21 protein-coding genes are annotated in these 20,885 nt (G+C 63.5%); 9 read left to right on the top strand and 12 right to left on the bottom strand.

Annotated elements, in window-relative coordinates; all coding sequences use genetic code 11:
• Nucleotides 1-64: 64 nt before the first annotated feature.
• From E4Z66_RS00755 to E4Z66_RS19550, 4 genes are all read right to left on the bottom strand, one after another.
• A complete protein-coding gene (locus E4Z66_RS00755; protein ID WP_136461031.1) occupies nucleotides 65-1,549 on the bottom strand; it encodes a phospholipase D-like domain-containing protein in 1,485 nt (494 codons plus the stop codon).
• On the bottom strand, nucleotides 1,542-2,984 hold the full coding sequence (locus E4Z66_RS00750; protein WP_168797690.1) for a sensor histidine kinase: 1,443 nt from the start codon (nucleotides 2,982-2,984) through the stop codon (nucleotides 1,542-1,544). The genes E4Z66_RS00755 and E4Z66_RS00750 overlap by 8 nt, the downstream gene beginning before the upstream one ends.
• A gap of 84 nt (nucleotides 2,985-3,068) precedes the next feature.
• Nucleotides 3,069-3,608, bottom strand: coding sequence for a sigma-70 family RNA polymerase sigma factor (locus tag E4Z66_RS00745; RefSeq protein WP_136461029.1), 540 nt, complete (start codon nucleotides 3,606-3,608; stop codon nucleotides 3,069-3,071).
• Entirely contained in the window at nucleotides 3,605-3,826 is a 222-nt protein-coding gene (locus E4Z66_RS19550) for a NepR family anti-sigma factor (protein ID WP_168797689.1), read from the bottom strand. The genes E4Z66_RS00745 and E4Z66_RS19550 overlap by 4 nt, the downstream gene beginning before the upstream one ends.
• A 102-nt stretch (nucleotides 3,827-3,928) precedes the next feature.
• Here E4Z66_RS19550 and E4Z66_RS00735 point away from each other — a divergent pair, with 102 nt between their 5' ends.
• Entirely contained in the window at nucleotides 3,929-4,717 is a 789-nt protein-coding gene (locus tag E4Z66_RS00735; protein ID WP_136461028.1) for a response regulator, read from the top strand.
• An 8-nt stretch (nucleotides 4,718-4,725) separates the two neighbouring features.
• Here E4Z66_RS00735 and E4Z66_RS00730 read toward each other — a convergent pair whose 3' ends face one another.
• From E4Z66_RS00730 to E4Z66_RS00710, 5 genes are all read right to left on the bottom strand, one after another.
• Nucleotides 4,726-6,246: a sensor histidine kinase gene (locus E4Z66_RS00730; RefSeq protein WP_136461027.1), complete on the bottom strand. Its 1,521-nt coding sequence runs from the start codon at nucleotides 6,244-6,246 to the stop codon at nucleotides 4,726-4,728.
• Nucleotides 6,247-6,330: 84 nt separating this feature from the next.
• A complete protein-coding gene (locus E4Z66_RS00725) occupies nucleotides 6,331-7,173 on the bottom strand; it encodes an alpha/beta fold hydrolase (RefSeq protein WP_136461026.1) in 843 nt (280 codons plus the stop codon).
• Nucleotides 7,174-7,192: 19 nt separating this feature from the next.
• Nucleotides 7,193-7,693, bottom strand: coding sequence for a DUF892 family protein (locus tag E4Z66_RS00720; RefSeq protein ID WP_136461025.1), 501 nt, complete (start codon nucleotides 7,691-7,693; stop codon nucleotides 7,193-7,195).
• Nucleotides 7,694-8,163: 470 nt separating this feature from the next.
• Nucleotides 8,164-8,319 (bottom strand): DUF1328 domain-containing protein, encoded by a 156-nt coding sequence (locus E4Z66_RS00715; protein WP_136461024.1) that lies wholly within the window; start codon nucleotides 8,317-8,319, stop codon nucleotides 8,164-8,166.
• Between the two features lie 252 nt (nucleotides 8,320-8,571).
• Nucleotides 8,572-8,763: a PLD nuclease N-terminal domain-containing protein gene (locus E4Z66_RS00710; RefSeq protein WP_136461023.1), complete on the bottom strand. Its 192-nt coding sequence runs from the start codon at nucleotides 8,761-8,763 to the stop codon at nucleotides 8,572-8,574.
• A 262-nt stretch (nucleotides 8,764-9,025) separates the two neighbouring features.
• Between E4Z66_RS00710 and E4Z66_RS00705 the strand changes: the two genes are divergently transcribed.
• The 8 genes from E4Z66_RS00705 to tsaA are packed head-to-tail and all read left to right on the top strand — an operon-like array spanning nucleotide 9,026 to nucleotide 17,779.
• Nucleotides 9,026-9,871 carry an FAD binding domain-containing protein gene (locus E4Z66_RS00705; RefSeq protein WP_342773431.1) on the top strand — a complete coding sequence of 282 codons (846 nt, stop codon included), beginning with the start codon at nucleotides 9,026-9,028 and terminating at the stop codon, nucleotides 9,869-9,871.
• Entirely contained in the window at nucleotides 9,864-12,617 is a 2,754-nt protein-coding gene (locus E4Z66_RS00700; RefSeq protein ID WP_136461022.1) for a molybdopterin-dependent oxidoreductase, read from the top strand. Before E4Z66_RS00705 ends, E4Z66_RS00700 begins: the two co-directional genes overlap by 8 nt.
• Nucleotides 12,610-14,109: a 6-hydroxynicotinate reductase gene (locus tag E4Z66_RS00695; RefSeq protein ID WP_136461021.1), complete on the top strand. Its 1,500-nt coding sequence runs from the start codon at nucleotides 12,610-12,612 to the stop codon at nucleotides 14,107-14,109. The genes E4Z66_RS00700 and E4Z66_RS00695 overlap by 8 nt, the downstream gene beginning before the upstream one ends.
• Nucleotides 14,106-14,963, top strand: coding sequence for a UPF0280 family protein (locus E4Z66_RS00690; RefSeq protein ID WP_136461020.1), 858 nt, complete (start codon nucleotides 14,106-14,108; stop codon nucleotides 14,961-14,963). Before E4Z66_RS00695 ends, E4Z66_RS00690 begins: the two co-directional genes overlap by 4 nt.
• Complete coding sequence (locus E4Z66_RS00685) at nucleotides 14,956-15,537, top strand: amino acid synthesis family protein (protein WP_136461019.1); 582 nt, start codon at nucleotides 14,956-14,958, stop codon at nucleotides 15,535-15,537. The genes E4Z66_RS00690 and E4Z66_RS00685 overlap by 8 nt, the downstream gene beginning before the upstream one ends.
• Nucleotides 15,538-15,550: 13 nt before the next feature.
• On the top strand, nucleotides 15,551-16,135 hold the full coding sequence (locus tag E4Z66_RS00680; protein ID WP_136461018.1) for an amino acid synthesis family protein: 585 nt from the start codon (nucleotides 15,551-15,553) through the stop codon (nucleotides 16,133-16,135).
• A 40-nt stretch (nucleotides 16,136-16,175) separates the two neighbouring features.
• Nucleotides 16,176-17,243, top strand: coding sequence for an aromatic ring-hydroxylating dioxygenase subunit alpha (locus E4Z66_RS00675; RefSeq protein WP_136461017.1), 1,068 nt, complete (start codon nucleotides 16,176-16,178; stop codon nucleotides 17,241-17,243).
• A gap of 53 nt (nucleotides 17,244-17,296) precedes the next feature.
• On the top strand, nucleotides 17,297-17,779 hold the full coding sequence (gene tsaA, locus E4Z66_RS00670) for a tRNA (N6-threonylcarbamoyladenosine(37)-N6)-methyltransferase TrmO (protein WP_136461016.1): 483 nt from the start codon (nucleotides 17,297-17,299) through the stop codon (nucleotides 17,777-17,779).
• 2 nt (nucleotides 17,780-17,781) lie between these two features.
• On the opposite strand, the gene E4Z66_RS00665 is transcribed toward tsaA, so the two are convergent.
• From E4Z66_RS00665 to E4Z66_RS00655, 3 genes are read right to left on the bottom strand one after another with little or no spacing between them, the layout of a single operon-like run.
• Nucleotides 17,782-18,105: a hypothetical protein gene (locus E4Z66_RS00665; protein ID WP_136461015.1), complete on the bottom strand. Its 324-nt coding sequence runs from the start codon at nucleotides 18,103-18,105 to the stop codon at nucleotides 17,782-17,784.
• 23 nt (nucleotides 18,106-18,128) lie between these two features.
• Complete coding sequence (locus E4Z66_RS00660; RefSeq protein WP_136461014.1) at nucleotides 18,129-20,369, bottom strand: xanthine dehydrogenase family protein molybdopterin-binding subunit; 2,241 nt, start codon at nucleotides 20,367-20,369, stop codon at nucleotides 18,129-18,131.
• Nucleotides 20,370-20,371: 2 nt separating this feature from the next.
• Nucleotides 20,372-20,833 (bottom strand): (2Fe-2S)-binding protein, encoded by a 462-nt coding sequence (locus tag E4Z66_RS00655; RefSeq protein WP_136461013.1) that lies wholly within the window; start codon nucleotides 20,831-20,833, stop codon nucleotides 20,372-20,374.
• Nucleotides 20,834-20,885 lie beyond the last annotated feature (52 nt).

Genomic DNA, 20,885 nt, shown 5'->3' with positions numbered 1-20,885 from the left:
TGTCTCCTTGTTTTCCGTTTCCGGTTACAAGTACAACGCCCGGTGGTCAGAAAGGTTCCCGCAATCAGACCAATTCTTCGGGCGCGCCGGGCAAGTGCTGCCCCATTTCGGCGGCAGGCTGCGGGTCATAGGGCAGGATGAAGTGGCTGCGATCCTCGGGCCGCTGGGCGAGGTTTGCCGCCGCTGCCCTGTCCCATGCCGCCGCAGTCGTCAGCCCGCTGGGCGGCGCGTCGCAGAACCAATGCGCGCAGCACCGATCGAACAGGGTTTGCGCCTCTTCCCCCTCAAGCTGCACACCGGTTTCCGTATCCCAGCGCATCGACCGCCCATTGAGATTGGCCGACGACACAAGCGCTGCCGCACCATCGACGATCACCGCCTTGGCATGAACATAGATGATCTCTGCCCCGCCCAGACTGTCGCGATTATCCGGGGTTGTCGCAGAGGATGGCTGCGCGGGCGCGCCCAGGAACAGCCGTTCTCCATAGGCGGCGCGCAAGGCCTTGACCGCATTGACCTGCAACTGCTCGCCAAAGCGGGCATCCAGATCGGAACTGTCCTCGAACGCGACATCTTCGGGCGCGGCAGGCAGAATGACGATCAGGTCCACGCCCCGCCCGGCAGCGGCCACCAGCGCCTCTGTGATCACGCTGGAGCGCAGGAACTGCGTCTCGACATAGATGAAGCTGCGCGCGGCGCGGAACATTTCCAGCAGGGTGTCTTCGATTTCGCGCAGAACCTCTGTCGGGCCGATCCGGCGCGCAAAGCTGCGTTGGCGGCGCGACAGCGTGCGCAGCAGCCCGGCGGTCTGCCCCGGCGGCGTGCCTTCGGTTTCCTGCCGGAATTTCAAGATATGGTCGCGGCCCGCCTTGGCACGGGCATCGCGCACGATCACCTGAATGTCGTGCCACGTTTGCTGCGCGACACGGTCATGATCCAGCGTGTCATAGCGGCGTGGGTTCAGGTCCAGACCGCCCACATAAAGCGCCTTGCCATCGATCACCGCCATCTTCTGATGATGTGACGCCGGGCGCAGACTTGCCGGGGGCCAGCGCTTGGGGGCAAGAGATCCGCCTTCGCGGATCAGCTTGCGAAATTCTGGCATATGGGCCAATTGGCGGTCCCGCTCTTGCGGCGGCAAATCATTCAGACGGGCGCATTCATCGGCGATTTTCTGGCGCGTCGTGGCGCGCAGCGCGAGGGAATAAAGCCATCCAGCCCGTGCGGGATGCATATGCACCCGTGCCCGGATCTTGCCGGGGCCGGTATCTTGGAGCTTGTTCAATTCTGCCAGACATTCCCACGAATACCGGTGTAATTCGGGCCGTGCGACCGGGTCGAAATCGGTGATGGTCACATCGACATCGATCCCCTGCGACAGTTTATGCGCGATCAGGTCATTCCATGTCTGGCCCAGATCGGTATGCTTGCGCAGGCGCGTGCGCGGATCGAACAGGCGCATGGAGATAAGAACTTCCCGCTCTGCCTCGGCGACCAGCGTTTCAAAGGCTGGATACGCTTCTTCGGCGGTCAGCAGGATTTCAGTCATCCTCCGACGGCTCCGGGAAGCTGGCGACAAAGACGTTGCCCTGCCAGCCCGCGGCTCCTTTCAGGTCACGCGCGAATGTCTTGACCAGCGCGTCGCTTAGCCGGTTTGGCGGCACGTCTCCACAATCGGCGGTGATCGTCAGCGCGTCTTCCGTCGCCACCATCTGCACTTCGGTCGCGCCCATCCGGTCCAGCCGGTAGAGCGCCTCAATCGTCAGGTGCAGCAAGGCATAGACCCGCGCCACAGAATGGTGAACCGGCGCCAAATCCGTCTCGATCGGGGCGCCAATCAGCATCCCGGCGCTGCGCACCCCGTCCAGCAGCTTTGGCACCGCCTCGTGGAAGCTGTGCAGACTGGTGCCGTCGATGTCATGCAGGGCGTGGTGTACGAGACTCAACATCTGGACGCGCTGCGAGATTTCGTCGGTCTTTTCGATCACGCTGCCTTCGCGCGCAATCAGACGGATGGTGGACAGGATGATCTGGAAATTGTTGCTGACGCGGTGGAACACTTCGCGTTGGAGCGTTTCGGAATGGGCCAGCCGGGCCAATCCGATCTGTTCTTCTTCCAGAAGTTGCTGAGCGAGAATGCGGAAGTCAGAGCGCATCATGCTGGTATCGCTGGTGAGCGACGGCGCGATGCCCCCCTCTGAGGCCACCCGGCGATCGGCTGCGAATTCGGCCATCTCCTGACGCAAGCTGTTGATATCCCGCAAGGCGAAGGATTTCAGCAAGATCGATGCGAGACCAAGACAGGCGATGAAAAAGCCCAGAGGCATGATTGCCGATTGCGCGATCAGCCCCAGCTTCGTGGGGCCGACGTAATCATCGTCCAGCACGGCAAACAGGTTTATATCGTCGATGCCAACCGGCATGCTGGCAATCGACGCCGCGTTGAAGCGGCGGATCGTGGCGGGCTGTTCCGGGTCGCCGCGCGCCAGCGCCGGATCGGTCAGCGTTTGCGGCTCGCCCAGCAGCGTGACAATCGCATCGTCGCGGCCAATCAGCGAGATTTCGGTGGTGTATTCGGGCAGGTCCAGCCCCGGCAGCGACAGTGACAGCGCCAGCAGTCGGTCGCCGGATTCGCGCACCATGACGAGGCCGCCCATGATCTCGGGGTCTTCCGAGGGGATCGAGGCCAGGCTGCGCGACACGTCCGGGGCGAAATCCGCATCGGCGCAGATGGGCGTGCCATCCGGGTCGAAGACCCCGGCCAGATTGGTCACAAGCCGCGTGGTGCGCACGGCGCTGAGCGCCACATCGCAGTCCAGCCCATTGCGATCCACCGCCGCCAGCATATCCATCAGGGTTTCAGCGGTGCGCAACTGCCCCACCAATTCCTGCGTGCCGACGATGACCGGCTCAAGCGTTTCCACTTGCTGCGCCGTCACGTTGTTCTCTGTCAGGTAATAAGACGCGTACCACGCCACTGCCACGATCGGCAGCAGCGCAAGAGCAAAAACCGAAAGAAATCGGGCGTGTAAGGACCATCCGGACCCGCGCATGGAAAACCCCATCGTTCAGACCGACCAGCTAGCCGCTCCGGTTGTGGCAAACTCATTCTCAGCAATCACACCAGCGTCATCCAGTTGCATTCGTTCCGCCAGTTCCTTGCGCGCCCGACCGACGCGGCTTTTCATCGTTCCGGTTGCGACGCCGCACATCTTGGCGGCTTCGTCATACGACATGCCCAGCGCCCCGATCAAGGTCAGCGCCTCGCGCTGTTCATCGCTGAGTTCGGCGAAGGCCGTTTGAAATTCGGCATATTGCAGACGCCCGTCATGGTCGGGTTTGACCGACAGGCCCGCCGCCAATGTACCTTCGGGATCTTCGCTTTCGCGCACCGCCTTGCGGCGATCCGAATAAAAGAGGTTCCGCAGGATCGTGAAAAGCCACGCCCGCATATTGGTGCCCTGCTGGAATTTTTCAGCGTTGCTGAACGCCTTCACCAGCGTATCCTGCACCAGATCATCTGCCCGCGCCGCATCGCGTGTCAGGCTTCGGGCAAAAGCACGAAGGGTGGGAACGTGTGAAACCACCTCGTCCTGAAATGCCGTCATTGTGTCCCCGCGTTTTTGGTCTTTTCCGACAGTTGAGCGATCAGATCGGCAAAACGGTCAGGCACGCCTTCGGAAACCGTATCGTCGAAAGCCTGCTTGAGGTTCCGGTCGATAAGTTCTTGAAATTCAGCCGGAACACCCTCGTCGACGGTGTCGCTATAGGCGGAGCGCAAGTTCTCGCCGAGCGGGCTCTGTGTGGATTTGCCTCTATCACTCATTTCGTATTCTTTCGTTTTACCTCCGGGGTTCGCCCGCTATATATGAGAGCACAACGCGGCGAACGGCAATTGGTTCCCTGCGTAAGTCAGAAAGTGGGGGCAATGAAGCACATTTCTAACCAAATTCCGTTTCTCCGGCGTTATGCGCGGGCATTGACGGGCAGCCAGTCGACCGGTGACGCCTATGCGGCGGCCGTACTTGAGGCGATGATCGCGGACCCGGCCACGGTTCCGGATCCGGCCTCGGCCCGATTGGAAATGTTCCGCATGTTTCACGGGATCTGGCACAGCTCGGGCGCACCTGTCTCGGAAGAGGAACAGGGCAAGGCGGCCAAGGCGCAGGCCCATCTGGCCCGTTTGACGGTGAATTCCCGCGAGGCGCTGCTGCTTTTCGCGATGGAGGATTTCAACGTGGAGCAAGTCGCCCATATCCTTGAATCGAGCGTCGAGGAAGCGAGTGAACTGATCCGTATCGGCCAGCAGGAACTGGCGGAAGCGGCCCGTGGGTCGGTGATGATCATCGAAGACGAGCCGATCATCGCGGCCGATCTGGAACATATCGTATCGGATGCCGGTCACCGCGTCTTTGGCGTGGCGCAGACCCATGACGAAGCGATCGAAATCGCGTCGGGCGAAAAGCCGGACCTGATCCTTGCCGATATCCGTCTGGCGGACGAAAGCTCGGGCATCGATGCGGTCAATGATCTGCTCTCCACACATGGCGATATCCCGGTCATCTTCATCACGGCCTATCCCGAACGTCTGCTGACGGGCGAGAAGCCAGAACCCGCCTTCCTGATCACCAAGCCGTTCCGTGCAGAACAGGTCTTGTCGTCGATCTCGCAGGCGATGTTCTTTGCCTCGACAGAGGTTCTTAGCGAGGGGACGTAACCGCCCCCTTACTGCTTCCACGGCAACCGGACAGTCACAGAAAGGCCGTCCGGTTTCCAATCCAGTTCGTATTCGCCGCGCAGTTTGCGCCGCACGGTCATGTCGATCAGCGTCGATCCGAACCCTTCATCCACAGGCTTTTGCAGCGCCCCTGCCGCGCAGGTTTCGTTCCAATGGATGTGCAGCGTGTCGCCCTGATGAGTCCAGCTGACATTCAGGCGGCCGTCGATATGGGACAGCGCACCGTACTTGCCGGCATTGGTGGCCAACTCGTGCAGCAGAAGGGCGAAGGACGACGCCAGATCGGGCGCGATCGAAATCGCCGCGCCATTGCTTTGCAACTGCTCGGGCAGCCGCAGATGCGGGCTGATGATTGTTTTGACCAGCCCATCAAGTTCCGCTTCGGTATCGGGGGTTTCTTCGCCGACGATGGCGGGCCGCACAAGGTCGTGGGCCGCGGATAGCGACAGGATACGCGAGCGCAGCGCATCTGCCATCTCCTTGCAATCCTTGGATTCCTGGGCGGTGATGCTGATCAGCCCTGCGGTAATCGCGAACAGGTTCTTGACGCGGTGGTTCAGTTCCTTTGTCAAAAGCCGCTGCTGTTCCAGCGCATTCCACAGTTCGGACACGTCCTGTACCGCCCCGACCATCCGTTTGGGCGTCTCCCCCTCAAAGGACACCTTGCCCTGCGCATGCAGCACGCGGGAAGACACCTCTCCCGGAACGCGGACGCGCAGATTCATCGAATAAAGACCATCGCCGCCGGGCGTCTTGGCTTTCTCGAATTCCTCTTCATGGGCTGGCAGATCGTCGGGATGCAGCATCTGCATCGCCAGCGGGAACGGGTTTGCTTCGGTCTTGGGCATCCCCCACAGATCGAACAACATGCTGTCCCACTGCGACTCGCCGGTCTCCAGATCCAGATCGAAGACACCAAGCCGCCCTGCCGTGATCGCCAGATCGAGCCGGTTCTTCATCTGCTGGCTTTCCTGCCGCAGCCGCTCTTTTTCCAGCAGCGCCGCACGCAGCTTGATCTCGTTCGATATCCCGTCGGCCAAATCGGTCATCAGCGCGCGATCTTCTTCGGTCCATTGGCGCGGCTGGCTGTCAATCGCACAGAAAGAGCCAAGAACCGCACCCGACGGGTGCCGCACGGGCACGCCCAGATAGGCCACGACGCCCAGATCGGGGATCGCCAGATTGTCTTTCAGCATCTCGTCCTTGCGCGCATCCTCGACAATAAGCGGCGCGTCGCTGGACACGACATGCTGGCAGAAGGAATGGCTGAGCGGGGTTTCGCGCAACGTCGCCCAAGGTTCGGCAAGCCCCTTCTGGGCCTTGAAAAATTGCCGCGTGCCATCAACGAAGGACAGCAGGCTGACCGGCGCGCCGACAAGCCGTGACGCCAGTCGCACACCGCGATCGAACACCTCTTCCGAAGGGGAATCCACAAGGCCGAGATCGGCTTGAAGGATCACGTTCTCGTCGGTCAGCTTGGCAGGATCTTCGCGCATTGGGATCGTCATCTGGCATCCTTTCCGATGCCACGCAAAAACGGCCGGTGGCAAAACAGATGCACCAGTTACGCAAGCCTTAACGATCAGGTCAAATCAATTAGGTGTTCGTCGTGACAGCCATCCAAGAAAAAGGGGGTCGAAAAGGTCGGGGCGTTCAAGAAAGGGCAAATGCCCCGTCGGGACCAGCGTGGCGCTGGAATTGCCCAGCAGACGCAAGGTATCTATCTGATGATGCGGGGAAATCACCGCATCGCGCGTGCCGATGACCGATGCCACGGGGGCCGAAATATCGGACAGGTCGGCACCGTCGCGATGAGACATCCACTGCAAAAGCGCATGAAGCGTGCGCGGGCATGCAGACCGCATCATTTCGCGCATATCGACCGGAACATCGAAAAGCCCGGCCCTGTCGGCCATGGAAGAGGCCAGACCGGCGCGAAACGATTCCTCGGACCGCAACCAAGCCTTGAGCGCGGCGGACAGAAGAAACGGACCGATCCACGGCATTTCGGCCGCGGCATGGGTCCATGTCTTGTGCCCGCCCACGTCGCCTGCGTGCAGCGCGCCAATCAGCAAAACGTCCTTCACCAGATCCGGGCGCAGCCGCGCAATTTCAAGCGCAACAAGCCCGCCGGTCGAATGGCCCACAAGGCGCACGCCTTTTGGCCCCAGGTCTTCCAGTGTTTCCGCAATGGTGTTGGCCCAGTCGTCGGTCAGGTGATCATCCGGCTCCGGCACCCAAGGCGGGTGCCCCGGCAAGGACAGCGCGTGACACTCCGGCAGGAATGGGCGCGTGCGCCGCAATAGCGAGGACCAGATATCGGTCGTCTCAAGAAAGCCGGGGATGAACACCACGGGCATACCCGTGCCGTCATGCACGCGGGCAATGTGCCCGGCGGCAGGTTTTGGCGCTTGTATGGGGACCGCGATGTTCATTTCTATTGCACCTAGACCTTTACGCGGCGTCGGCGTTTACACCGCCCTCGCCCGTGGCAATGTCGGTCATCCGGCGGTCGCCGTCATAGCAGCTGTCCAGCATCTCGTTGAACCGGGCACCATCGCCATCATGGCCCAGACGGTTGGCAAAGGCGCGCAGCGTGCCATAGGCCGCAATCGCATAGTGACCCAGTCGCTGATACTGGCTGATGATCATCGCATCACGCAGCGCGTCATCGTCAAAATCATGTTCGATGGAATGCTTGCGCGCTTCCTTGACCAGCCCTTCCATGCCCTCGCATTTGTGGCCATCCGGATTGATGTCATGCTCGGCGCACATGCTGGCCAGCTTGTCCATGCCGTCGACGATCCCGTTCGTCGCGTCGATCAGCGCCTCTTGCAGCGCCTGATCCGTGGCAGCCCGGCCCATGTCGCGCGTCGCTGCGAGCGATTGCTTGCAGGCGGAATAGGCGTCTTGCATTTCGGTGTGATAGAGTTCTTCAAGCGTCGATACAGACATAACGTCCTCCTTGGGGAAGTTTCACAAGGTCAACGCGCGCCGGGTGCAATTCGTTCCCGAAGTTTTTCGCGCCCGATGCCTTACTCCCCGATCTGAATCTGCCACGAAAAAACCCGCCACACGAAGGTGGCGGGCAAGTTGTGTGACATCTCGGGGAAGATGTCTCTTGGGAGTGGGCGGCAAGAGGGACGTCGGCCGCCCGGGGGGAGTAGGTTAGTCCTGATCGGCGGGAACGCTGCTTTCGGGCGCAGCGCTCGCGTCGTTCTCGACCAGGGAATTCTGGAAAAAGAACATGGCGGCGATGGCAAAGACGACAACGGCGGCCATACCCGCGATCGGGAATCTGTGCCCGCGGACTCTTTCCTCTGGATTTGTGGAATTGTCAGACATCGTCAGCCTCGCATTGTTTGAAGAAATGGGGGGGGCGTTCGCTGACCGCGCCGTGGGGATCCGGCGCGGTCAAGGAACTGTCAGGTGGCGCGGCGCAGCAGCGACACGACGAACAGTACGGCAAAAACCACGAACAAGATTTTTGCGATACCTGCGGCCGTACCGGCGATCCCGCCGAAGCCCAGAACTGCCGCGATCAGAGCGACAACAAGAAACGTAATTGACCAGCCCAGCATTTGAGTATCCTCCGTTTGCTTTCAGTCTGATTGGGTAACGGCGGGGGATCGGATTGGTTCCCGAATATGAGTGAAAAAAGTTGGGAGACCGCGTTTTTCTTTAGTTATCCCAGAATGTTGGATCGACCGCGTACCAATCCCCCGTTGTGATAAAGGCCGTGGGCGAGACAAAAGAAAAGGCGCCCGCGATGGGGCGCCAGTTCTTGGATGGTGGGGTTTTGTCTGCGCCTCGCCGCGCGGTGGGCGTCCGCGTCAGTATGCGGCTTTGCGCGCACGCGGTCCGACAAAGAACCAGACGATGAAACCGATCACGGGCAGCACGATCACGAACAGGCTCCACCCGACTTTCGCGCCGGTCGATGCGTTCGAACTGATGATCGAGACCAACGCCCAAAGCGACAAAGCCAGACCGATCAGACCCAGAATTCCTGCAACTTCAAACATCTCGAACTCCTTCGTTTTGCTATTTGCTGGTAGGTCAACGCGCGGCGGTGCGATTTGGTTCCCGCAGATGTGCCGCGTGGGCGTCGCCGCCCAAAATTCGGGCGAAGGCAAAGCCTCTGACACGCGCCCGGCAGCAGGCACGCGGCGGGCGGCTCCGGCGGGATATTTTCGTTGACAGTCAAAGCGGGCGACTCCTAGCGTTGCCGCACGTAGACCCCGTGGTGCGGATAGTGGTGAGGGCCATGGTGAGGAAGGTGAGCGCGTGACAGCACAATATTTCATGCCGACCCGGTTGGACGAGGCGCTGGGGGTTCTTGCAGATCGCCCCGCGTCGATCCTGGCGGGCGGCACGGATTACTATCCGGCCCGTGGACGTCAGCCAGAGCCGCGCGATCTCTTGGATATCTCCCGTGTTGAAGGTTTGCGGGGCATCCGCGCCCTGCCCGATGGAAATGGCTGGCATATCGGCGCGGCCACCACATGGAGCGATATTGCCGCCGCCGATCTGCCCTCGGCCTTTGCCGGGCTGCAATCGGCCGCGCGCGAAGTTGGCAGCCGCCAGATACAGAATACCGGGACCGTTGCGGGCAATCTGTGCAACGCCTCGCCCGCTGCCGATGGGGTGCCGCCACTTTTGACGCTGGACGCACAGGTAGAGATCGGGCGCGCCGGGGGCACGCGGCGGCTGGCCCTTGGCGAGTTCATCACCGGCGTCCGCCAGACGGCGCTGGCCCCGGACGAGATGGTCATCGCCCTGCACATCCCCAGCCCGGCGGACCGGGCCGCAAGCGCCTTTCACAAGCTGGGCGCGCGCAAGTACCTTGTCATTTCGATCACGATGACCGCAGCGCTTGTCAGTCTGGACGCCAATGGCCGGATCGCGGCGGCGCGCGTGGCGGTGGGGGCCTGTTCACCCGTGGCGCAGCGGTTGCACGCGCTGGAGGCGGATGTGATCGGCAAGCGCGGGGATGAGATCACGGTGACGCCGGACCATCTGTCCTGCCTGTCCCCAATCACCGATATGCGCGCCGATAGCGCCTATCGCGCGGATGTGGTGGCCGAACAGGCCAAACGCGTTCTTCAGCAGGCGGTGGCGGCACATGGATAAACGTGCGGGGCTGGACCCGCTTCAATTCCGTCTCAATGGTCGCACGGTCCTGATCGAAGTCGCGCCCGATGCGCGGCTATCCGACGTGCTGCGCGACGATTGCGGTGTGAAGGATGTCAAAGTCGGCTGTGACGCGGGCGATTGCGGTGCCTGCACGGTGCTGGTGGATGGCGCGCCGGTCTGTGCCTGCCTGACCCCGGCCCGCCGCGTCGAACGCCAGCAGATCGAGACGCTGTCAGGCCTGGTCAAGAATGACAGCCTGACCCGCAAGCTGGCCGCGAGCTTCGAGGCACACGGCGCGGCGCAATGCGGTATCTGCACGCCGGGCATGATCGTATCCGCCTCTGCCTTGCTGCGCGAGGTGCCAGAGCCGACACCCGACATGGTCGAAGACGCGCTTGGCGGTGTGCTGTGCCGCTGTACCGGCTATCGCAAGATCATCGACGCGGTGGTGAGTACCCATCGCGAGCCCGCGCCCGCGCCTGCGCTGACCGGTCCGGGCCATACCGGCGCGGCGATCCCCCGGGTCGATGGCAATGCCAAGGTTTCGGGCCGCGAACGGTTCGGTGACGATGTGGCCCCGCCCAATGCGCTCCATCTTCGGATCGTGCGCAGCCCCTATCACCATGCCCGGTTCACCCTTGGTGATATCGCGGGCTGGGCCACGCGCATTCCCGGGATCGAGACGGTCCTGACCGCGCGCGACATTCCCGGCCGCAATCTTTTCGGCGTGATCCCCGGCTTTATCGACCAACCGGTTTTCGCCGAAAGCACCTGCCGTTTCAGGGGCGAGGCAATCGCAGCCATTGTCGGCACGGCCGAGGCAATCGCGGGATTGGATCTGTCCGGCTTTCCCGTCACCTGGACAGAGCTGCCCGCCAGCCTGACCCCGCAAGAGGCGCAAGCGCCGGGGGCCAGCCTGCTTCACGATGGTCATGCGCGCAATGTCATGTGCGGCGGGTTCGTTTCTCATGGCGATGCGTCCGCCGGGTTCGACGGCGCCGACGTGACTGTCGCGGCGGAGTTTTCGACCGCCTTCGTCGAACATGCCTATATCGAACCCGAAGCGGGCTATGCGCGTGTGGCCGATGGCCGGGTAGAGGTCTTTTGCTGCACGCAGGCCCCGTTCATGAACCTTGAGGGGCTGATGGACATCCTCGCCCTGCCCCGCAGCCGCATCCGCATTCGCCCCACCGGGGTTGGCGGCGGTTTTGGCTCCAAGCTCGATCTGACGGTACAGCCCTATCTGGCGCTCGCGGCGCTCAAGACCGGGCGGCAGGTGCGCATGGCCTATAGCCGGACGGAGTCGATGCAGTCCTCCACCAAGCGCCACCCGTCGCGGATCAGCGCGCGGATCGGTGCGGATAAGGATGGCACGCTGCGGGCGATGCAGTTCGACGGGGTGTTCAACACCGGAGCCTATGCCAGTTGGGGCCCGACGGTCGCGAACCGGGTGCCGATCCATGCCTCTGGCCCCTACCGAATTCCGAATTACCGGGCCGAGGCGCAGGGCGTCTATACCAACTGCCCCCCTGCCGGTGCGTTTCGCGGCTTTGGCGTGCCGCAATCGGCGGTGGCGCAGGAAAGCCTGCTGGACATGCTGGCCGATAAGCTGGGCATGGACCGGCTGGACCTGCGTATCCAAAATGCGCTGGAGAACGGCGTGCCGACGGTCTGCGGGCAGGTCTTTGACACCGGCGTTGGCATCCGCGCCTGTCTGGAAGCGCTGCGCCCGGCTTGGCAGGCAGAGCGTCAGGCACTGGCCGCAAACCGTTTGCCGAATGGCCTTTTGCGCGGGGTCGGGATCGGCGCGGGCTGGTATGGGTGCGGCAATACCTCGATGCCGAACCCCTCGACGATCAAGGCCGGGCTGACCGCCGATGGGACGCTGGTTCTGCATCAGGGCGCCGTCGATATCGGTCAGGGATCGAACACGGTGATCACGCAGATTTTCGCCCGTGCTTTCGGCGTGCCGACCGCATCCGTCCGGCTCTTGGGCGGGGACACCGATTTCACCCCCGATGCGGGCAAGACCTCGGCCTCGCGGCAAACCTTTGTTAGCGGCAACGCGGCCCAGCGCGCGGGCGAAGGCTTGCGCCGTCAGGTGCTGGAACGTGTGAACGCAAGCGAGACAGCGCAGATTTCCCTTGAGCAGGGGCTGATCCGCGTCACGGATGAGGATCGGACCCACGACATCGTTCCCGCGCAGCTTCCCACCGATGAGGATGGCTATGTGCTGCAAGCCGAAGGCTATTACGATCCCCCCACCGCGCCGCTGGACAAAAATGGTCAGGGCGCGCCCTATGCGCAATTCGGCTATGCCGCGCATCTGGCGGTGGTAGAGGTCGATCCCGCCTATGGCACGAGCAAGGTGATCCGTATCGTCGCCGCGCATGATGTGGGCCACGCGATCAACCCGCTGTTGGTCGAAGGTCAGATCGAAGGCGGCGTGGCGCAGGGCCTTGGCATGGCGCTGATGGAAGAATACCATCCCGGACGCACAGAGAACCTGCACGATTATCTGATCCCGACCATCGGGGATGTGCCCCCGATCGAGACGCGGATCATCGAAGAGCCGGATGCGCATGGCCCCTATGGTGCCAAAGGGCTGGGGGAACACGCGCTGATCCCGACGGCCCCCGCGATCCTCAACGCGATTGCCGACGCGACCGGCGTGCGGATGACGGAACTCCCCGTGACGCCTGCGCGGCTGCGGGCAAAACTACGGCAGGCAGGACATGGCTGACGGCGACATAAAACCGACGAAAATACGCTGCGATGCGTGCCCGGTGCTGTGCTACATCGCCGACGGGCGTTCCGGCGCCTGCGATCGCTACGCCAATCACGGCGGCGATCTGGTGCGGCTGGACCCGCTGACGATTGTGGAGATGTCCGATACGCTGGTGCCGTTCCTGCCCTCTGGCGCGCCGGACAGCGACGAACCTGCCCCCTCTGACTGGGACGGTGACATCGTTCAGGGCGCACGCCCCTTCGTCACCGCCATCGGCGCTGGCACGACCTATCCCGATTACAAACCCGCGCCCTTCATCGTTTCGCAGCAGGTGGACGATGTGGATATGGTAACGGTCGTGACCGAGGGCATATTTTCCTATTGCGGGGTGAAGGTGAAGATCGACACCGACCGCCATATCGGGGAAGAGCGCGACGTGGTGCGGGTCAAGGGAGAGCCGATTGGCCATGTGATGACCTCTGAATACGGCTCGCGCATGTTGTCGCTGGGCGGGGTCGAACACCTGACCGGCGGCTCCAAGGCCGAAGGGCGTGTGACCTGTGACGCGCTGCTGCGCCTGTGCAATCGCGATGCGGTCGAAATGGTGATCGGCGATAACCATCCGGTGACGGTCGTGGTGCAGGCGGGCAAGCCGCCCATCATCGACGGGGAAGAGGAAAAACTGATGCGCGTCGGTTGCGGTTCGGCCGCGATTGGCATGTTCGCGAAGCAATGGCATGGGCATGTGGACGAGGTCGTGGTGGTCGATGATCACATCACCGGCGTTCTGTCCGAACATGAGGCGGGCAAACAGCTTGGCATCGCGCCGACCGGCATCCGCATCAAGGGCCGCCGCTCCACGCCCGGTCGATATTTCCAGGTGGCGCAGCCGGGCAAAGGCTGGGGCGGCACCGATATCGAAGACCCGCTCACCATTCTTGGACCGTTCAAGCCGGATGTGGCGCGGCCCGGTCTGACGCTGCTCATGGTGTCCACCACGGGCGAGCAATACGGCTATTTCATGCTGGACGATGATCTGGTTCCGCAGCCTGCCCCGATCCCGGCGCGGCTGAAGGCCTCTGCCGATCTGATCGCGGAAAACTGCGAACCTTCCGTCTGTTCGGTGCTGTTCATGGGCGGCGCGGGCGGATCGCTGCGGGCGGGCGTGACGGAGAACCCCGTGCGCCTCACCCGCTCTGTCCGCGAGGCGTTGGCCCATGTCACCTGTGGCGGCGCGCAGACCTATCTGTGGCCCGGCGGCGGGATCACGGTGATGGTCGATGTGCTGGACATGCCCAGCGGCGCGTTCGGCTATGTGCCGACCCCGGCCTTGGTCGCGCCGATCGAGTTTACCATGCGCTTGTCCGACTATGGCGCGCTGGGTGGTTATATGGACCGTGTGCAGCGGGTCGAAGAGGTCGATATGCGCACCGCGCGGCGGGTTCCGCCCGCCAAGGGCCAGCCCGATCCTGCCAACCGCGCCCATTACCGCTGGCCACGCGAATGAGCGTTCAGGCGGTTCTGCTGGGCGATGGCCGATTGCATCTGACCCAAGGCCCTATCGACCTTGTGGTGGATTGCGATATCGCAGCGCGGCAGGCGGGCTTCGACGCGGCCCATGCGTGTTTCACCGGCCTGCTGGACGACCTTGTGCGCGAGTTGCCGACGCTGCGCGCGCCCATGACGCCGGGGGGCACCACCGCCGTCACCGGGTCAACCGCGCTGCGCATGGTCGCGGCGGTGCGCCCCCATGCGGGCCGTTTCGTCACACCGATGGCCGCTGTTGCCGGGGCCGTCGCCGATACGGTGCTGGCGGCGATGTGCGCTGCCCTGCCGCTGCGCCGCGCCTATGTGAATAATGGCGGCGATATCGCGCTGCATCTGGCAGAGGACGCGCGTTTCACCATCGCCATCAGCGATCAGGCCGGCACGGGGCTGGGGCGGATTACCGTGACCGGCGCGGACGGGATCTGCGGGATCGCGACCTCTGGGCGGCACGGGCGCAGCCACTCGCTTGGGATCGCCGATAGCGTGACGGTGCTGGCGCGCTCTGCCGCGCAGGCCGATGCAGCAGCGACGCTGATTGCCAACGCGGTGGACCTGCCCGGCCATCCCGCGATCCGCCGTGTTCCGGCGCATGACCTTTCCCCCGATAGCGATCTTGGTGCGCGCCTTGTCACGACCGGCTGCGACCCGCTGCCCATCCGCGATATAGGCCGCGCGCTTGCAGCCGGGACCGCCTGCGCCGATACAATGCGCCGCGCCGATCTGATCCATTCCGCCGCTTTGTTTCTACAGGGCCAATCCCGACTTAGCGGCCCTTTGCCCTCACTGCCCCACCGGAGCCTGACCCATGCCTGACATCCGCCTGCGCAAAACCGTGCTGAGCCGCGAAGACATCTTTCACGAAGGCGGCCCGGCCGCAGACACACCGCATCTGCGCGGCTCGATCCTTGCGATCATCGAAAACCCCTTTGCCGGGCGCTATGCCGAGGATTTGCAGCCCTTCATGGAAGACCTGAAGCCGCTGGGGCTGGAGATGGCCCGCAAACTGGCCGATGCGCTTGGCGGACCGGCGGCAATTCAAGGCTATGGCAAGGGTGCGATTGTGGGCGAAGCGGGGGAATCGGAACATGGCGCGCTGTGGCATGTGCCGGGCGGTTACGCGATGCGCGAACTTCTGGGCGATGCCAAGGCGATTGTGCCCTCGACCAAGAAGGTCGGCGGCGCCGGGGCGCGGCTGGACGTGCCGGTGACGCATATCAACGCCTCTTACGTGCGCAGCCATTTCGACGCGATCGAAGTGGGCTGCAACGATGCGCCGCGCGCCAATGAGCTTGCGCTGGCGCTGGTGATGACAACAGGCCCGCGTATCCATGACCGGATGGGCGGGCTTGCGGCGGAGGACATTACTGGCGAGGACGGGCTGCGATGAAGGCGCGCTCTGCATGAAAGCCAAATTGCGCAAGCTGCTCGTCACCGTCGAGGACACCCACCGCGAGGGCGGACGCGCCATCGCCCCGCCCACGCGCAAGGCCGTGGCGGTTGCGGTGATCGCCAACCCCTATGCGGGGGGGTATGCCGATGACCTGACGGAGTTGATCGACATCGGCGCGGAACTTGGCGCCCTGCTGGGCGAGAAATGCGTCGCCGCGCTGGGGATCGCGCCAGAAGCCGCACAAAGCTATGGCAAGGCGGCGATGGTCGGCGCCGCGGGGGAACTGGAACATGCCGCCGCGATCCTGCATCCGGCGCTTGGCGCACCGCTGCGGGGCACGGTTGGCGGCGGCGCGGCGCTGGTGCCCTCCTCCAAGAAGATGGGCGGGCCGGGTCAGCCATTGGACGTGCCGCTGGGCCACAAGGACGCCGCCTATGTGCGCAGCCATTTCGACGCAATCGAAACCCGGCTGCACGATGCCCCGCGTGCGGGCGAAATCATGGTCGCGGTGGCCGTCACCGATAGCGGCCGCCCCCTGCCCCGCGTCGGCGGTCTGCGCGCCGAAGATGCGATTGGCGCGGACGGGCTGCGCTGACCGGAACGCGGGCCGCGCAAGACAGAAGAAAGGGACCGATATGAGCTTCATTCGTAACGCCTGGTACGTGGCCGGATGGTCCAGCGCCTTTGGCGAGGCACTCAGCCCGCTGGAAATCACCGGCCAGCGGCTTGTGATGTTTCGCGCTTCGGACGGGCGCGTGATCGCGTTGGAAGACCGCTGCCCGCATCGCCTGCTGCCCCTGTCGAAAGGCAAGCGCATCGGCGATACGGTGCAATGCGGCTATCACGGGATGACCTTTGACAGTGCGGGCAAATGCGTGCGCGTGCCGGGCCAGACCAACCTGCCCTCCAGCGCCTATGTCGATGCGTTCCCCGTCGAAGATCGTCACGGCATCGTCTGGATCTGGATGGGCGAGCCGGAGCGCGCCAACCCGGACGATATTTTCGACCTGCCGCAATTCTCAGATCCCGGCTGGCATGTGCATCATGGCGGCCAGCTGCACATCCGCGCCCATTACCTGAACGTGGCCGAAAACCTCGTGGACCCGGCGCATGTCAGCTTCGTGCATCCGACGACCCTGGGCAATTCGGCGTCAGAGAACGTGCCGGTGCATGTCTCTACCTCTGGCGATGTGCTGCGCGCATGGCGCTGGATACGCGACGCGCCGCCCATCGGGTTCTTCCAGAAATTCGGCGGGTTCAGCGGCAATGTGGACCGCTGGCATTACTACGACCTGCACATGCCTTCGACGGCGGTGATTGATTTCGGCTCCATCGCGACAGAGGAAGCCTGCCCGGAGGAGGAGCGCGACCGCGGCGTGCGGATTTTCGCGCTGCATTTCGTGACCCCGGTGACCGAGGATTATACGATCGACCACTGGATGCACTTGCGTAACACGGCGCAGGGGGATGACGCGGCATCGGACCAGATGGATGCGATGTTCCGCGTCGCCTTTGACGAGGACAAGCAGGTGCTGGAAGCGATCCATGCAGAAGAGCAACGCCCGCAAAAGCGCAAACCGATCCGCATTGCCATCGACAAGGCCCCCAATGTCTATCGCAAACGCATCCGCGACCTGATCGAGGCCGAACGGACCGAAGATTTGGGCGCGCCCGAGGGACCGGCCTATGTGATGCACGACTAGGCACGCCGGCAGCGGCGATCCGGCCCGGCAGGACGGGGCGAAGGGAGAACGCGATGACCGACACAGACATCCGGCCAAATGAAACCGCGGTTCGGCTGGCCCCCGCGGGGGACGCGCAGCTGCGTTTCATCGGCACCATCCACACGCCCTGGACAGACCGCAAGGACTGCCCGCGTCAGGGGCGCCATGACGGGCCAATCTGCCGACTAGTGCTGGACCCGGTCTGGCAACCTGCCTTGACCGGGCTTGAGGCCTATCCGCAGATCGAGGTGCTGTATTGGCTGGACCGCAGCCGCCGCGACCTGGTGACACAAAGCCCCAAAAGCGATGGCAGCATCACCGGGACATTCGCCTTGCGGTCCCCCGTGCGGCCCAATCCCATCGGCGTGTCACGGGTACGGCTTGTCGGCATCGACGGGCCAGAGGTCTTGGTGCGGGGGCTGGATTGCCTCGACGGCACGCCCCTTATCGACATCAAGCCGGATCGCTGCGCCTTCAGCCCGCAAGTGCCGCCCAAACCGGGCGACACTGGCTAGGGTCAGTCTGCCGGGGCGCGCTTGCGCCAGAGCGCAAAGAAGGTGCAGACCGCCGCAAACGCATCCACGGCAACCAGCGCCAACAGCAGCGCGTCAGGCACCGGATCGCTGCCAATCCGCGCGGCGGAGACGCCCATTGCGACGATAATACCAAGCAGAACGGCCCACGCGATACTGCGCCAGCCGGTCCACAGACCCGCCGCTGCAAGAACGGCCAGCCCGGTGTAGAACACCTCTCCTGCCCCGGCAAAGCCGATGAAGATCAGGTGCAGCACCGCCGCTGCCATCATCCCAAGCGCCGCGAGACGCAGTAATCCATTACGCATGTCAGATACTCCCTGCGGCGCAGTTACACGAAATCGACGAACTTGTTGAAGGGCATTTCCCGAAGGCGCGTCCCCGTCGCCGCAAAGATCGCCCCGGCCAGCGCAGGCGCGGCGGGGGGCACTGGCGGCTCGCCGATCCCCAGCACCCGGTCGCCGTTTTCGAGACCGCGCACCATGATCTCGGGGCATTGCGGCAGGCGCATCCCCTCGAAGCTGTAGTAATTGTCCTGATCGGCAACGCCGTCGGTATAGGTGATCTCGCAGTTCATCGCGTGACCAAGGGCAAAGATCACCCCACCCTGCACGAGGTTCTCGAAATTCACCGGATCGACGACAGTGCCGACTTCGGCGGCGACCCAGACCTTGTCGATCTTGATGCCGTCCTCGGTCGCGGTGACTTCGACGATTTCCGCTGTCGGAACGCCGAACGACTTGGTGAAGGCGATGCCGCGCCCTTTGCCATTGCCCATCGGTCCGGACCAATCGGCCATCTCGCCCACGGCTTCCAGCGTCTTGCGCGTGACGTCGTCGCTGGCAAGGCGCAGCCGTTCTTCCAGCGGGTCGGTCCCGGCGGCATGGATCAGTTCATCCAGCGCGGCGTTGTAGAAGAACCCATTGGTCGATGCCCCAACCGATCGCCACGAACTCAGCGGTGCGAGCGGTGCGGCACGGTAGCCCGTGACCCGGTGATTGGGGATCGCAAAAGGCTGTTCGAACGCGCCCGCGACGATCTGGCTGTCAGGCCCCGAAGCGGGCAACCCCTGCCGCCCCATCTGACTGGTAATGACCGACGGCATGGCGATGCCCAGATCGAAGCTTTCGACCTTGCCATCCGCCACCGTGCCACGCGCCCGCGCCATGGCGATCTGGCGGGTGTAATCATGGGTCATGTCCATTTCGCGCGAATAGGTCAGCTTGACCGGCGTGCCCTTCATCTGCATTGCGATTTCGGTCGCCTGACGCACCACGTCATCTTCCAGACGATGCCCGAAAGAGCCCCCCATCATCAGCACGTGAATGATGACATTCTCTGCCGGAATGCCGGTGATCCGGCTGACATTGGTCTGGGTAAAACGCGGAATTTGCGTCCCGGTCCAAATTTCCACCTTATCGTCATCGACGCGCACAATGGCGTTGATCGGCTCCAACGGGGCATGGGCAAGATACGGCGCGCGGTATTCGGTTTCGATCGCACTGCCTGCTTCCAGCGCGGCGTCCATGTCGCCATCATCGCGCACACGGCTGTCCTGCGCTTCCTCGGTGAAGGCCGCATCCAGCGCCGCCCAGTGCCCGTCCATCTCGGCGGGCATGGCGCTGTCTTCCCATTCGGCCTCGACCAGCGCTGCGGCCTGAAAGGCGCGCCATGTGTTGTCGGCCACGATCCCGACACCGCCGGTGATCGGCACCACATCCCGCACGCCGCGCATCTTCAGCGCCTCGGTCCCGTCAAAGGATTTGATCCCCGCGCCCTGCGCCGGGTTCAGCAGCACCGTCGCGTGCAGCATCCCGTCCACCGCCGCGTCGATCCCGTAGTCTTGCGTGCCCGTGCATTTCGCGCGCATGTCGATCCGCTGCATCGGTTTGCCGATATAGCGCCACGTGGATGGATCGCGCAGCGGCACATCCTGCACCGGGCGCATCTGCGCCACATCCGCGATCAGATCGGTATAGGCGACCTGTGTGCCGTCCGGCAGAATGACCTGCCCCGCGTCAGTCTGGCACGCGCTGGCGGAGACCCCGGCCCGCACGGCCGCCGCCTGTTTCAGCGTCTCGCGGGCAGAGGCCCCCGCCGCGCGCAGCTTGACGAATTGATCGGCCACGGTGGTCGAGCCGCCGGTGATCTGCACCCCGGCCGTTTTCATCACCGCATTGACCGCGCCAATGGTCAGGTCTTGCATCGTGCCCGCCTCCGGCACGAAGAATTCCGCCGCCTCGGTGGACAGCGCGGTGTTCCAATAGGCGGGCGATGGCATACCCGGATCGACCATGACCGCGTCGAGATCGACATCGAGTTCCTCGGCGATCAGCGCGGCCTGCACGTGGTAGACGCCCTGCCCCTTATCGGCGCGCGGGGTGATCAGCGTGATCCCCTCACGCGTCAGTTTGACATAGGGGGTCAGCGCGGCCTCGCCCTGTGCCAGATCGGCGCTAAGCGGGTTCGCATGCGGTTTGCGCACGGTATAGGTGCCAAAGGCGATACCGCCCGCGACGGCCACCGATCCCACAAGAAATCCACGGCGGGTGATTGTTCCAAGACGGCTCATGCTCAGGCCCCCTTCAGGTTAGCGGCGGCTGTTTTCACCGCGGCGCGAATGCGGGGATAGGTACCGCAGCGGCACAGGTTTCCGCCCATTGCGGCGTCGATATCCTGATCGGATGGCGACGGGTTGTCCGCCAGCAGCGCCGCGGCCTGCATGATCTGCCCCGACTGGCAATAGCCGCATTGCGCGACCTGATGTTCGACCCAGGCCGCTTGGACCGCATGCAGGTTGTCTGGTGTTCCAAGCCCCTGGATCGTCGTAATCTCGGCCCCTTCAGCATCGGCGGCCCATGTCTGACAAGACCGCACGGCCGTTCCGTCCAGATGGATTGTGCAGGCCCCGCATTGCGCGACGCCGCAGCCATATTTCACCCCGGTGATCCCCAATTCGTCCCGCAGGACCCACAGCAAGGGCATGTCATCCTCGACATCCACCTCATGCGTTACGCCGTCGACCGTCAGTTTCATGGCAGGCTTGCTCCTTCGCTAGCGCGTTTGAGCACAAAATAGGCAAAAGCGC

This window comes from Aliishimia ponticola, assembly GCF_004803475.1.
In the GTDB taxonomy this organism is placed as follows: domain Bacteria; phylum Pseudomonadota; class Alphaproteobacteria; order Rhodobacterales; family Rhodobacteraceae; genus Aliishimia; species Aliishimia ponticola.
The sequence above is the reverse complement of the archived record's forward strand: the minus strand, read 5'-3'. Positions and strand labels throughout refer to the sequence as shown.

Coding starts and splice junctions, on each gene's coding strand:
- E4Z66_RS00755 (WP_136461031.1), bottom strand. CDS start 1,549: ATGACTGAAATCCTGCTGACCGCCGAAGAAGCGTATCCAGCCTTTGAA.
- E4Z66_RS00745 (WP_136461029.1), bottom strand. CDS start 3,608: ATGACGGCATTTCAGGACGAGGTGGTTTCACACGTTCCCACCCTTCGT.
- E4Z66_RS19550 (WP_168797689.1), bottom strand. CDS start 3,826: ATGAGTGATAGAGGCAAATCCACACAGAGCCCGCTCGGCGAGAACTTG.
- E4Z66_RS00735 (WP_136461028.1), top strand. CDS start 3,929: ATGAAGCACATTTCTAACCAAATTCCGTTTCTCCGGCGTTATGCGCGG.
- E4Z66_RS00730 (WP_136461027.1), bottom strand. CDS start 6,246: ATGACGATCCCAATGCGCGAAGATCCTGCCAAGCTGACCGACGAGAAC.
- E4Z66_RS00725 (WP_136461026.1), bottom strand. CDS start 7,173: ATGAACATCGCGGTCCCCATACAAGCGCCAAAACCTGCCGCCGGGCAC.
- E4Z66_RS00720 (WP_136461025.1), bottom strand. CDS start 7,693: ATGTCTGTATCGACGCTTGAAGAACTCTATCACACCGAAATGCAAGAC.
- E4Z66_RS00715 (WP_136461024.1), bottom strand. CDS start 8,319: ATGCTGGGCTGGTCAATTACGTTTCTTGTTGTCGCTCTGATCGCGGCA.
- E4Z66_RS00710 (WP_136461023.1), bottom strand. CDS start 8,763: ATGTTTGAAGTTGCAGGAATTCTGGGTCTGATCGGTCTGGCTTTGTCG.
- E4Z66_RS00700 (WP_136461022.1), top strand. CDS start 9,864: ATGGATAAACGTGCGGGGCTGGACCCGCTTCAATTCCGTCTCAATGGT.
- E4Z66_RS00695 (WP_136461021.1), top strand. CDS start 12,610: ATGGCTGACGGCGACATAAAACCGACGAAAATACGCTGCGATGCGTGC.
- E4Z66_RS00690 (WP_136461020.1), top strand. CDS start 14,106: ATGAGCGTTCAGGCGGTTCTGCTGGGCGATGGCCGATTGCATCTGACC.
- E4Z66_RS00685 (WP_136461019.1), top strand. CDS start 14,956: ATGCCTGACATCCGCCTGCGCAAAACCGTGCTGAGCCGCGAAGACATC.
- E4Z66_RS00680 (WP_136461018.1), top strand. CDS start 15,551: ATGAAAGCCAAATTGCGCAAGCTGCTCGTCACCGTCGAGGACACCCAC.
- E4Z66_RS00675 (WP_136461017.1), top strand. CDS start 16,176: ATGAGCTTCATTCGTAACGCCTGGTACGTGGCCGGATGGTCCAGCGCC.
- tsaA (WP_136461016.1), top strand. CDS start 17,297: ATGACCGACACAGACATCCGGCCAAATGAAACCGCGGTTCGGCTGGCC.
- E4Z66_RS00665 (WP_136461015.1), bottom strand. CDS start 18,105: ATGCGTAATGGATTACTGCGTCTCGCGGCGCTTGGGATGATGGCAGCG.
- E4Z66_RS00660 (WP_136461014.1), bottom strand. CDS start 20,369: ATGAGCCGTCTTGGAACAATCACCCGCCGTGGATTTCTTGTGGGATCG.
- E4Z66_RS00655 (WP_136461013.1), bottom strand. CDS start 20,833: ATGAAACTGACGGTCGACGGCGTAACGCATGAGGTGGATGTCGAGGAT.